We start from the raw sequence: 11,867 nt of genomic DNA, 5'->3' as shown, positions 1-11,867 counted from the left end.
CTCCAAGTTCCCTGTGTAACCGGGCATTCTGGGCCTCTCCGAGAGACAGGACCGCGAGGGCGGGATAGTCTGTTGCGGGTCGGCGACGCGGCGCGACACGAAGCCGAAAGGTTTCGGATCGTGCTGTCGTCCGTGTTCCCGGGCCCCGAGCGAAGCTGAGCGACTTCCCCCTGTGTCTGACACCAGATCCTCCCGACCGGCCACGACCCCGCGAAGCCCGGACGAGGACGGGCCCGCCAACACGGGAGCCCGATGGCCGCTGCCGGAGGAGACCTTCTGGAGTGAGGCCACCGATCCGCACGGGGCGGCCCCCGGCGAGGAGGCCCGGCCCCAGACGGCGGTGGCCCAGGCCCCGGCGTCCGGAGAGCGGCGCGAGGAGCGGCCCGAGCCGCAGCGGCAGCCGGAGCAGCCCCGGCGCAGGCGCGACCCGTACCTCGACAACGTCAAGTTCGTCCTGATCGCGCTCGTGGTGGTCGGCCACTCGCTGGTGCCCACGCTGTCGGCCGACTCCTCCAGGGCCCTCTACATCTTCGTCTACACCTTCCACATGCCGCTGTTCGTGCTGATCAGCGGCTACCTGTCCAGGAATTTCTGGAACTCCAACGCCAAGACCAACAAGCTGGTCGACACGTTCCTGGTGCCCTACGTCATCGTCGAGGTCGGCTACGCCGCGCTCCGCTTCGGGCTGGGCCAGAAGTGGAGCCTGACGATCATCGATCCGGCGTGGCTCAACTGGTACCTCCTGGCGCTGCTGTTCTGGCGGTTGTCCACACCGGTGTGGAAGCGGATGAAATATCCGGTCCCGGTGGCCATCGCGATCTACCTGTTCGCCGGGTTCTCCCAGATCGAGGGCGACTTCAGCATGGACCGCTTCTTCGGTCTCATGCCGTTCTTCGTGATCGGCCTGGTGATGCAGCCCGAGCACTTCGAGATGCTCAACCGGCGCTGGATCAAGATCGTCTCAGTGATCACGGTCCTCGGCGCGGCGGCCGTGGCCATCTACATCGCGCCCAGGGCGCCGCTGGGCCCGTTCTACTACAAGAACAGCTTCCAGGACCTCGACATGTCCTGGTGGATGGGGCTGGGGGTGCGCGCCGGGCTGCTGGTGTGCGCGCTGGCGATGTGCTTCGCCGTGCTGGCCCTGATCCCCAGAGGCGAGACGTGGTATTCGGATCTGGGCACCCGCACGCTCTACTGCTACCTGCTGCACGGCATCCCGGTCCTGATCGCCAAGGACCAGGGCTGGCTGGAGCTCCCGTGGCTGCACGGGCCGCTCGGCGTGCTGGCGATCAGTTCGAGCTGCTTCGCGCTGGCCATCGTGCTGTGCCTGCCCGAAACCCGGACGGTCTTCAAGTGGGTGCTCGAGCCTCGCCTGGTCTGGCTCTATCGCCGGCCCTCCCGAAGTTAAGCAGCCGTTCCACCCGCATTAACGCCTTTGACCTGGTAAGCGCGGAGCATCGACACATGCGCGCATGTGTCGCCACCACCGTCCATCATCCCGAGGACGCCCGGATCATGCACAGGCAGATCCGGGCGCTGCTCGACGCGGGCCACGAGGTGACCTACGTCGCGCCGTTCACCTACTTCAACGTGACCCCCGCCATGGGGCTCGCCGCCGTGGACGTGGCCCGCAACGCCACCTACGGCAGGGCCCGCGCGGCGCTCAGACGCGGTCTGCGGGGCGCCGACCTGTTGATCGTGCACGACCATCGATTGCTGCGCGCGCTGCCCTACCGGCGCCCTCCGGTCGTCTGGGACGTACGCGAAGAGGTCACCCCCAGGCAGCTCGCCCGGGCCGAGCGGCGTCACCAGCTGGTCACGCCCGCCGTGGTCCCGGAAGCGACCCTGGTGTCGTCCAGCCCGCCTCCTCCCGGCGACACCAGGGTCGTGCACATCGGCCGCCTGTCCGCCGAGCGCGGCGTGACGGAGCTGATCGGGCTGGCCGAGCGCCTGGTCCCGCACGGCATCAGGCTGGACCTGATCGGCGCCGCGGCCCGCGACGTGCGCCCGCTGCTGCGGGACGCGCAGCGGGTGGGCCTGCTCGACTGGTTCGGCTACGTGCCCAACCGGCACGCCCTGCGCATGGCCGAGGGCGCGCTGGCCGGCCTGTCGCTGGCCGATGACACGGTGCGGACGGTGCCCACGAAGATCATGGACTACATGGGCCGCGGGCTGCCGGTGATCACGACTCCCCAGGGCGGCTCGCTGGTCGAGGGGGCGGGGTGCGGGCTCGTGGTGCCCCTCGACGTGGACGCGGTGCTGAACGCCGTACTGGACCTGAAGGAGGACCCGGTGCGGCGGCTGAAGCTGGGCGGGCTCGGGCACGCGGAGGCGCGTCTGCGCCACCACTGGCCGGACCACGCCGCGGCCTTCGTGCGCCGCGCCGAGTCGTGGGCGGGCCTGGCCACGCACGCGCTGGCCGTCTAGGGGCGATCGAGGTCGAGGGTGGCGTCGGCCAACCGGATCGTGCGCACGCGCGGGTCCTCGATGAGCTCGCGCAGTTCCTCGACCGAGGCGAGCTGATCCACGTAGGCGTAGGCGAGGCCGTCGCCGGCCGCCTTGCGCAGCCGGGCCAGGGTCAGATCGAAGCGGCGCAAATTCGCGTCGTCGTGCTCGCGCAGCAGGCCGGCCCAGGAGCGGAAGTTGTCCAGGCCGACCCCGCACCCCTGCTTCCCCTCGGCGGACTCACCGCGATCCCAGGTGATCTCACCCCAGGTGATGGGCAGCGAGCCCGTCCTGCGCTCGTAGACGACCCGGTCGGCGCACGACTTGTTCCGGTCGAGGAACGCCTTCAGCTCGTTCTCCTTGAGCGGCGCCGCGAACTCCACCACCGCCAGCGCGTTGAGCCCGTCCGGCAGCCTGGCCAGCACCTTGCGGACCTCCTCCTTGGCGGCCAGGTCGCCGCCGACGTCGTACAGGGCGAAGGAGAGCCTGGTGTTGGCGGTGCTGCCCAGCGGCAGGTGGCCCACGCGGCCGAAGAAGTCCTGGCTGATCGTGTACGTGTCGCCCCCGGCGGGCCAGAATCCACCCACGGCCCGCAGCGGGGACGCGGTCACCTCGAACGACATCGACACCGGCGTGGTCTCGCAGCAGGCGCCCACGGTCACCTCGTACGCCGGGTTGTAGAGCTTGAAGGCGGTGCCGAGCACGTCCGTCATGCGCCGCTCCCGGTCGCCGCGCTCCTGGACGAGGGTCGAGCCGACCGTGGCCACCAGCGCGAGCGCCAGCAGGACCGCCAGGACGTTGGTGGTCGTCCTGAGCAGGCCCCGGCGGACCGCCCGCCTGGTCAGCTTGGGATCAAAGTCCGGCATTTCCGGAAAGTCATCAGGCATGGGGAGCTCCGTAGATGTCGGCGAAGGCGTTCCTGGCCCGCCAGAGGGCGGTCTTGATCGAGGCGTGCTTCCTGCCGGTCATCGCGGCCACCTCCACCAGCGAGAAACCCTCGAAGTAGACCAGCCTGAGCAGCCTGCGGTGCTGCTCGGGGAGCCGGTCGAGGGCATCGCGCACGTCGAGTGCGGCCACGTGGAGCGGCGGCACGCCCAGCTCGCCGGCGTCGGGCAGGGGCAGCTCGCGGCGCGTCCGGCGGACGTGGTCGACGAGGACGTTGCGCGCGATCGTGAGCAGCCACGCGGCCGGGTTCTCGCCACGCCAGCCGAGCAGGGCCCTGGTCGCCTTGACGAACGTCTCCTGGGCCAGGTCCTCCGCGAGATGGGGGTCACGGGTCCTGCGCAGGAGGAACCCGCACACGAGCGGCCAGTGCTCGCGATACAGCTCCTCGATGATGACGCCCCCCGAGTTCTTCCGAAAGTCACATCACACCTAGACGCAACCGGGGCGGGAATGGTCACACGGCTTGCCGGTTGATGTACTTGTCCCATGGCATCGCATCAGATCCAGGGCCGGAGGGTGGGCATGCCCGTGCGGGTGCGGGACGCCGAGGTGTGCAGCGCCCTCTACCCCGTGCGCGCCGACGCCGCGCGGGCGGTGATCGCCTACTCCGGTCTCGACGTGGCCGAAATCCTGCCCGGCAAGGCCGTCTGCGTGCTGCTGTTCGTGGACTACCGCGACGGCGACCTCGACACCTACCACGAGTTCGGCATGGCCTTCCTGGTGCGCCCTCCGGGCTCGTCCGGCTCCACGCGGGCGGCGGACCTCCGGCAGGCCGGGGTGTTCGTGCACTGGCTGCCGGTCGACCAGCGGTTCACGCTGGAGGCGGGGCGGACGTTGTGGGGGTTCCCCAAGGAACTGGCCGACATCGAGCTGCGGCTGGCGTCACCGTACAAGAGGTGTGTCCTGCGCAAGGACGGCCGGCTCGTGCTCGACATGCTGATCAAGCCGGGCGTGCCGGTGCCGGGCGCCACCGCGGTGGCGCCCCTCGACGCCTACACGCACCGCGACGGGGTCACCCGGCGGGTCCCCTGGTCCGTACGCGCGCGCGGCGCCAGGATCCGCCCCAGCGGCGCGCTGATCCGCCTGGGCAACCACCCCATCGCCAAGGAGCTGAGCGAGCTGGGGCTGCCCAAGCGGGCCATGTTCAGCACGACGATCGCGCACGCGGCGATGACCTTCGGCGAGGCGGCCCGGCTCTGACCCAGGGGCGGCGGTCTCAGACGATCGGCGGGCGCGGCGGTCTCAGACGATCGGCGGGCGGCCGAGCTTGACCATCCGCCAGGCCGTGCGCCACGCCATGGGGCGACGCTCGCCCGCCGGGCTGCGCAGGCCCTCGAGGAAGCCGGAGAACCACGCCTTGAGCGCGCCCGACGAGCCGCGCTCGCGCAGCAGGGTGAGCACGACCCAGTTGGTGAGGTAGAGGGCCGCCAGCGGCCACGGCAGGTTGCGCCGGGCCAGCCAGACCCGGTTGCGGGCGTTGAGCCGGTAGAACTCGGCGTGGCGGGTCGGCGGCACCTGCGGGTGGTACATCACCGTCTCGGCGTCGTATTCGATCCGGTAGCCCTCGCCCAGCAGCCGCCAGGCCAGGTCGGTCTCCTCGTGGGCGTAGAAGAACTTCTCCGGAAGCCCGCCCACCTGGAGGAACGCCGAGCGCCTGATCGCCGAGGCGCCGCCCAGGAACGTGGTGACCGGGGAGGAGCGCTGCGGGTCGCCGGCGCGCAGGCGGGGCACGTGGCGCCGCTGACCGATGCCCCCGTCGGGGTCCATGACCCGGAAGGAGATCACCGCGAGGTCGGGCTCGGTGGCGAAGCGGTCGCGTACGTGCGCGACGACCTTCTGGCTGGCATACCAGCCGTCGTCGTCGAGAAAGAGCACGACGTCTCCCGAGCACTCCTCGACGCCGCGATTGCGGCCGGCGGGGATGCCCGTGTTCTGGTCGAGCCGGATCGCTTTCACGACCGCGGCCGACCCTTCGGGTGGCGTCGCCGACACCTCGGGCACGTCGGCGCCGTTGCCTACGATCACCACCTCGACGTCGCCGTCGACCTGGTTGAGCGCTGACTCGACCGCCCGGTTCAGCTCCGCGACCCGGTTGCCCATGGTGAGGATGACGCACGAGATCTTCAACGAATCATCGTCCTGACGCGTTGAGAACACGGGCGGAGCATTCTTTCATGATCACCGAGTCTGCTGGTCTGCATGGTCTGGATGGTGAAGCTAAGCGTATCGGAACCGACAGTGAACCCCCACCGAACGGCGGACGTCCGATCAATACGACGGACGACGCCCACCTTCGGTTCCGACCTGAGGTCAAGCAAGTCGCCTCGATGCCATGATGCTGATCAGGTGCAGCACGGTCTGCACGGCGGCGGCGAGCAAACAGGCCACGACGAGCACCCTGGTGGCCGTCATGTTCCCGGCCACCGCGTCGATCACCGCGGTGCCCAGCGCGAGCAGCGAGAGCTCGATCGGCTGCACGATCCGGTGGAACTTCGTCGCCGCCAGCACCCGCCGGCCCAGGCCCAGCAGCCCGGACCTGAACTGCACGGCCGACGCCTCGGTCGCGGCCCCCAGCCCGCCCTTCGCCCGGGCCACCTCGACCAGGTCGCTCTCCGCCTTGATGAGGATGGCGCCGAGCGCGGCGGCGAACCCGAACACGGTGTACCAGTCGGGCAGCACCTCCGAGGCGCGCCAGCCCAGCCCGGCCAGCACGGCGGCCTCGGCGAAGTAGGCGCCCACCCGGTCGAGGTAGACGCCGGCCAGCGACGTCTTGCCGGTCCAGCGGGCCAGCTCGCCGTCGGAGCAGTCGAGCAGCAGGTAGACCTGGATGAGCAGAGCGGCCAGCACCGCCGCCCAGAGCCCCGGCAGGGCCAGCACGAACCCGGCCGCGACGCCCACCACCGTCATCACCCAGGTGAGCTGGTTGGGCGTGACGGGCGTCTTGGTCATCAACCAGGTGACGTAGATGGACAGGCGGCGCATGTAGAGCACGCCCGCCCAGTGCTCGCCGTTCCTGCGCTCCAGGTGGCCCGGCGGCTGGGCCACCTGCCGCAGCTCAGCTACCGAAGGCGCGGACATAGTCCCCCACCCGATCGCGGATCTCGGAATCCTGCATGCGCAGGTGCTCCAGGATCGTGTAACGGCCGGGACGGGTGGCCGGGGCCAGCGCGACGACCTCGGCGAACTGCTCGGGGCTCAGCCCGATGTCGGCGGGGACGACGGGCAGCTCGTGCCTGCGCAGGCAGTTGACGACCTGTTTGACGCGGGCGTCGTCCTCCCTGAGGAAGAAGCAGAAGGCGGCGCCGATGCCGGCGAGCTCGCCGTGGTTGGAGGTGCCGGGGAAGAGCTGATCCACGGCATGAAGGATCTCATGGTCTCCACCGCTGGCGGGCCGGGACGAGCCGGCGACGACCATCGACATGCCGGACAGGATCAGCGACTCGGCCAGCACGGTCAGGAACGCGTCGGACTCGATGGAGTCGGTGCGCCCGATGAGCGCCTCGGCGGCGGTGCGGGACATCGAGCAGGCCAGCCCGTCGATGGGCTCGCCGCGCTCGACGTTGCCGAGCTGCCAGTCCTCGATGGCCGACAGGTTGCTGACCACGTCGCCCACGCCCGCCCGGACCAGCGACTCCGGCGCGTTGTGCACGAAGTCGAGGTCGACCAGGATGGCCAGCGGCATCGGCACCCCGAACGAGCCCTTGCCGCCCTCGTAGACCAGGGAGGCCGTGGGCGAGCAGATGCCGTCGTGGGAGAGGTTGGTGGCCACCGCGACCATCGGGATGCCGGCCAGCGAGGCGGCGTATTTGGTCACGTCGATCGTCTTGCCGCCGCCGACGCCCACGACCACCTCATAGGCCGCCTTGCGCAGGTCGGCGCCGAGGGAGACGGCCGCGTCGACCGTCCCGTCGGCCACCCTGAACACCTCGGCCTCGCCCAGCGTGGGCGCGATGAGGCTCTCGATGTGGTCGCCCTGGCCGGGGCCGACGGCCACCGCGACCCTGCCGGAGGTCGCCACGCGGCTGTCGGCCAGCAGGGCGCCGAGCTGGGCCACCGCGCCACGCCTGACGTCCATGGTCAGCGGCGCCGGCAACATCCTCGCTAGAAGCGGCATCCGCGCCCCCTCAGTAGTGAACGGCTATGGCGCGGGCCTTGGCCAGGTCGTCGTGGTTGTCCACCTCGACCCAGTCGACCTCTCCGATGGGCGCGGCGTGGATCAGCTCGCCGCGGTCGACCATCTCCTGGTAACCGTCCTCGTAGTAGAGCTGCGGGTCGCGTTCGAACGTCGTCCGCAGCGCGTCGGCCAGCCCCTCGGCCGCGCCCGGCCGGATGAGGGTGGCCCCGATGTACTCGCCGTACGCCTCCGCCGGGTCCATGAGCTTGGTGATGCGGCGCAGCGACCCCTCGGGCGAGAGCGTGACCTTCATCTCCTCGTCGGCCAGCTGCTTCACGTTGTCGACGGCCAGCAGGATGTCGCTCGTCTCCGGGGCGGCCAGCAACGTCTTCTCGACCGAGACCGGGTGCACGGTGTCGCCGTTGACCAGCAGCACGCCCTGGGAGAAGTAGTCGCGGGCGCACCACAGGGAGTAGGCGTTGTTCCACTCCTCGGCCTTGTCGTTGTGCACGAGGGTGAGCTTGACGCCGTGACGCCTCTCGAGGTCGTCCTTGCGATCGTGTACGGCCTGCGCCGCGTAACCGACGACGACCACGACCTCCCGCAGGTCCACCTCGGCGAGGTTACGCAGCGAGATGTCCATGATCGTGGTTTCGCCGTCGACCGGCACGAGCGCCTTGGGCAGCGTGTCGGTATACGGCCGCAGGCGTCGTCCGGCCCCAGCGGCCAGAACCATTCCCAGCAACGTGCACTCCTCAGTCGAGCATGACTCCGTTGGCCCAAAGAGTATTCGTCTTTGGACCCCGTGCGGGTAATCCGGCGTTAGTCTTGCGTTCCCATATCGGTCGCTTCCACCCCGGATCGGGGCGCGGCCAGCCAGCAGGTCAGACTCTCCCAGCCGAACAGCCCCCACAGGTAGGCGGCGAGCACGACGTAGCCGCCGGTCAGCCATCCCGACAGGGCGGCCAGCGAGACCACCATCATCCGGCCGTCCCAGCCGAGCCCCGCCGTGGCGAGCCACGGCGGCGGGTAGACGCGCTGGCGCAACCGGTAGACCAGATCGTAATGGTGGAAGCCTAGCGCGCCGAGGAGCAAGAAGATCAACACGGGGTGCACCTGATGGGCGAACCCCACCGCCGCGATGAAGGTGTACTCGATGAGCCGCAGGATCGGCGGCACGAGCCAGTCGAACCGGCCGTCGTGCGGATGGGTGCTGCCCGGCCCGGCCAGCAGCAGCGTCACGGCGGGCGCGAACACGGCCAGGCCGTCGGACCCGGCCACCCCGATCATCAGCAGCACGCCCGTCACGAACGTGCCGGCGATCACCGGGGGCAGCGGCGGGAGCTGCCCGGCCACGAGCAGGCCCATGGCCCGCGAGAGCGGCCCGTCGTCGCGGTAGGCCACGACCGTGCTGTTGGGGACGGGTGTCATGTGGACCGAAATCACCTTGCCGACCTCGCGATCCGTCCGGCGAGCTGGTAGAGGGCCGCCACGCCGCCCCAGCAGAGCAGGGCGAGGAACGTGACCCGGGCGTTCCAGCCGGCGGCGGTGACCGCGATCAGGGCCGTGCGCTCGCCGATGGGCAGCACGACGATCTTCTTCAGCCAGCGCGCGATCGTGTCGCGTTCGAGCCGCTGGGCGAACCGGAGCACGCCGCCGTGGTCGCGGCGGGCGTCCCTGGACTCCAGCAGGGAGCGCGCGGGCCGGCCCCACATGGCCCCGACGCGGGCGGCGTCGGCCTGGGCCCCCGCGTACGTGTAGTCGATGGCGTGCCTGACGACCTGGAGGATCATCGCGGCCACGGCGAGGTACCAGATGTCGGTGCCGCCGAAGCCGAAGGCCAGGCCGATGTAGACGGCGTATTCCTTGAGCCGGTCGGACATGCCGTCGGCCCAGGCGCCCAGCGGCGAGAACGCGCGCGTGTAGCGGGCCAGCTGCCCGTCGAGGCAGTCGAGCGCGAACGACAGGTAGAGCAGCACGGCCCCGGCCAGCCGCCCGCCCTGGGTGCCGGCCGAGAACCAGACCGCCGCCAGCAGCGCCAGCCCGGCCGAGACGCCGGTGACGGTGTTGGGCGCGATCTTGAGCCGCACGGCGGGCTTGATCAGGTGGCGGGTCCAGGTGGAGACGAAGAAGGTGGTGAAGAAGCCGTCGTCCGCCTTGACCGAGGTGTCGAGCCGGACCCTGGCCTCGTCGACCTCGGCCAGCCGGGTGACGGCGGCGTCGGCGGCGTTCTGGCCGGTCACCCGGTCGGCGTGCAGCGGCCCGATCGCGGCCGCCCGCACGGTCACGCCCGACCTGACGAGCCCGACCAGCAGCAGGTCCACCGCCTCGACCGGCGTGACGGGGCCGAGCTTGCCCGTGTCGGCCAGCTCGGCCAGCTCCTCCGCGATGTCGGCCAGCGAGGCCAGGTCGGCCTCCCCCGTCTGCAGCACGCCCCTGAACGTGGCGTTCGCCTCGGGGACGAGGTGGAAGGAGCTGCCCGCCGCGACTATCCGGCCGCCCTCGACGCGTACGGGCGGACGCATGGGCGTGGCGGCGGCGTCGTGGGCGATCAGCGCGGCGGTGTCGCGCGCGGGATGCTCCAGCAGCAGCGCGAGCGCCTCCGTGTGGGCCACCAGGTCGGCGGGCAGCACGGCCACGGCGCCCGTCGTCGTACGCGCGATCTTGGCGACGCCGCGCAGGTCGGCCCCGAGGCCGCCGCCGGCGTTCAGCACCAGCACCTCACGGACGGGCAGCGAGGTGATCTGGTCGTGGAGCCGGTCGAGCAGCGTGCCGTCGCCGCTGTGGAGCCGGCAGGCCGGTGTGGTGGCGAGCAGCACGACCGACGTGGTCGTGCTTTCGCGGGTCAGTGAGTCGGGCAAAGCGCCGGTCTCCTCCCGGTCGGGGTGGAGCACGTGGACTTGGGGGGTACGTAGACACAGCGTAGCGACAGGTCAACGCGATATCACGGAGCAGCACCGTTACGCTGCCGGCAAGTCTGCCCGGTGTGCCCGGACCGCCCCGATCGCCGGACTCCGCGCAGGGGCCGGGCTCCGTGAGCCCGGGAGCATCCGGTTGAGCAGGGGCTTTCCATTACGCTGCCGGTATGGACGCACGGCTGCGGTCGGTTGGGGTGCTCCTCGCGGGTGGCGTGGGGCAGCGGGTCGGGCTTGGCACGCCCAAGCAGCTCATCGAGGTGGCGGGGCGGACGATCATCGAGCATTCGCTGGCCGTGTTCGAGGGCGCGCCGGAGATCGACGAGATCGTGGTGCTGATGACGCCCGGATACGCCGACCGGGTGCGCGAGATCGTGGCCAGGGGCGGATATCGCAAGGTCAGCCAGGTCGTGGACGGCGGCGCGAGCCGTACGGAGAGCACGTGGCGGGCGCTGGGCGCGCTCGGGACCGAGGAGTGCAACGTGCTGTTGCACGACGCCGTACGCCCCCTCCTGGAGCCCCGGATCATCACGGAGTGTGTCAGGGCCCTGGAGATCCACGAGGCCGTCAACGTGGCGATCCCGAGCTCCGACACGGTCCTGGTGGCGGCCCCGGAAGCGGGCGGCGAGGTGATCGGCGAGGTGCTGGACCGGTCGCGGCTGCGGCGCAGCCAGACCCCGCAGTGCTTCCGGCTCTCGGTGATCCGCCAGGCGTACGAGCGGGCCATGGCCGACCCCGGCTTCGCCGGACTCCCGGCCACCGACGACTGCGGGGTGGTGCTGCGCTACCTGCCCGAGGTGCCGATCCACCTGGTCCAGGGCAGCGAGCACAACATCAAGGTCACCCATCCGGGCGACCTGCACATCGCGGAGCTGCTCCTCCGGCTCCCCGTCCCCGTGCCGCCCGGCGACGCGAGCACGCTGGCCGGGCAGGTCGTCGTGGTGCTCGGCGACTCGGAGATCGCCGGGGTCGCGGCCGGTCACGGCGCCAGGGTGCACGTCCTGACCAGGGCCGACGGCGTGCGGGTGGAGGACTTCGACTCGGTGGCCAAGGCGCTGGACGACGTGGGCGGGGCCGACCACGTGGTGGTCGCGGCGGGCGCGGGCCACACGGCCGGCCTGGCGGAGGCGAGCGGCGAGACGGTCGCCGACGTGGTCGGCGCCGGCCACCTCGGCGCGCTCAACGTGGCCCGCGCCGCCCGCCCGCACCTGCGCGGGAGCCTGCTGCTGCAGGTCCCGCCCGGCTCGGGCGCCCTGCACGCCTCCGGCGCGGCGGCGGTGGCCGCGCTGGCCCGGGCGCTGGCCGTCGAATGGGCCGCCGACGGCATCCGGGTCAACTGCATCAATACCGGCGCGTCTCCGCTCCGGGTCGCGCAGACCTCGCTGGACATCCTCATCTCCGACCTATCAGGGCAAGTCATAGACGTGCGCGTTGACGGCGCTTGACCT

General features: G+C 70.9%; 12 protein-coding genes. 4 read left to right on the top strand and 8 right to left on the bottom strand.

What is annotated here, in order from left to right:
- The first annotated feature begins 172 nt into the window (after positions 1–172).
- Both ACBJ59_RS45730 and ACBJ59_RS45725 read left to right on the top strand, forming a co-directional pair.
- Positions 173–1,408, top strand: a complete 1,236-nt coding sequence (locus ACBJ59_RS45730; protein ID WP_375116352.1) for an acyltransferase family protein — start codon at positions 173–175, stop codon at positions 1,406–1,408.
- Positions 1,409–1,464: 56 nt separating this feature from the next.
- Positions 1,465–2,427 carry a glycosyltransferase gene (locus ACBJ59_RS45725; protein ID WP_375116351.1) on the top strand — a complete coding sequence of 321 codons (963 nt, stop codon included), beginning with the start codon at positions 1,465–1,467 and terminating at the stop codon, positions 2,425–2,427.
- Here the strand turns inward: ACBJ59_RS45725 and ACBJ59_RS45720 are convergent.
- Both ACBJ59_RS45720 and ACBJ59_RS45715 read right to left on the bottom strand, forming a co-directional pair.
- Positions 2,424–3,311, bottom strand: a complete 888-nt coding sequence (locus tag ACBJ59_RS45720) for a hypothetical protein (protein ID WP_375116350.1) — start codon at positions 3,309–3,311, stop codon at positions 2,424–2,426. The two genes, ACBJ59_RS45725 and ACBJ59_RS45720, sit on opposite strands and share 4 nt — an antisense overlap.
- Before the next feature lie 13 nt (positions 3,312–3,324).
- On the bottom strand, positions 3,325–3,771 hold the full coding sequence (locus ACBJ59_RS45715; RefSeq protein ID WP_375116406.1) for an RNA polymerase sigma factor: 447 nt from the start codon (positions 3,769–3,771) through the stop codon (positions 3,325–3,327).
- Between the two features lie 105 nt (positions 3,772–3,876).
- Between ACBJ59_RS45715 and ACBJ59_RS45710 the strand changes: the two genes are divergently transcribed.
- Positions 3,877–4,590, top strand: a complete 714-nt coding sequence (locus ACBJ59_RS45710; protein ID WP_375116349.1) for an acetoacetate decarboxylase family protein — start codon at positions 3,877–3,879, stop codon at positions 4,588–4,590.
- 42 nt (positions 4,591–4,632) lie between these two features.
- Here the strand turns inward: ACBJ59_RS45710 and ACBJ59_RS45705 are convergent, their stop codons facing one another.
- The 6 genes from ACBJ59_RS45705 to ACBJ59_RS45680 all read right to left on the bottom strand — a co-directional run bounded on the left by ACBJ59_RS45705 (position 4,633) and on the right by ACBJ59_RS45680 (position 10,365).
- On the bottom strand, positions 4,633–5,517 hold the full coding sequence (locus tag ACBJ59_RS45705; RefSeq protein ID WP_364127730.1) for a glycosyltransferase: 885 nt from the start codon (positions 5,515–5,517) through the stop codon (positions 4,633–4,635).
- 183 nt (positions 5,518–5,700) lie between these two features.
- Positions 5,701–6,468, bottom strand: a complete 768-nt coding sequence (locus ACBJ59_RS45700) for a CDP-alcohol phosphatidyltransferase family protein (RefSeq protein ID WP_375116348.1) — start codon at positions 6,466–6,468, stop codon at positions 5,701–5,703.
- Positions 6,446–7,486, bottom strand: coding sequence for an iron-containing alcohol dehydrogenase family protein (locus ACBJ59_RS45695; RefSeq protein WP_364127913.1), 1,041 nt, complete (start codon positions 7,484–7,486; stop codon positions 6,446–6,448). Before ACBJ59_RS45695 ends, ACBJ59_RS45700 begins: the two co-directional genes overlap by 23 nt.
- A 28-nt stretch (positions 7,487–7,514) precedes the next feature.
- Positions 7,515–8,249 carry a sugar phosphate nucleotidyltransferase gene (locus ACBJ59_RS45690; RefSeq protein ID WP_375116347.1) on the bottom strand — a complete coding sequence of 245 codons (735 nt, stop codon included), beginning with the start codon at positions 8,247–8,249 and terminating at the stop codon, positions 7,515–7,517.
- Between the two features lie 77 nt (positions 8,250–8,326).
- A complete protein-coding gene (locus ACBJ59_RS45685; protein WP_375116346.1) occupies positions 8,327–8,935 on the bottom strand; it encodes a DUF5941 domain-containing protein in 609 nt (202 codons plus the stop codon).
- An 11-nt stretch (positions 8,936–8,946) separates the two neighbouring features.
- A complete protein-coding gene (locus tag ACBJ59_RS45680; protein ID WP_375116345.1) occupies positions 8,947–10,365 on the bottom strand; it encodes a CDP-alcohol phosphatidyltransferase family protein in 1,419 nt (472 codons plus the stop codon).
- Positions 10,366–10,589: 224 nt separating this feature from the next.
- Between ACBJ59_RS45680 and ACBJ59_RS45675 the strand changes: the two genes are divergently transcribed.
- On the top strand, positions 10,590–11,864 hold the full coding sequence (locus tag ACBJ59_RS45675; protein ID WP_375116344.1) for an SDR family oxidoreductase: 1,275 nt from the start codon (positions 10,590–10,592) through the stop codon (positions 11,862–11,864).
- The last annotated feature ends 3 nt before the right edge of the window (positions 11,865–11,867 follow it).

Origin of the sequence: Nonomuraea sp. MTCD27 (genome assembly GCF_041950495.1) — a bacterium.
Lineage (GTDB): Bacteria > Actinomycetota > Actinomycetes > Streptosporangiales > Streptosporangiaceae > Nonomuraea.
The sequence above is the reverse complement of the archived record's forward strand: the minus strand, read 5'-3'. Positions and strand labels throughout refer to the sequence as shown.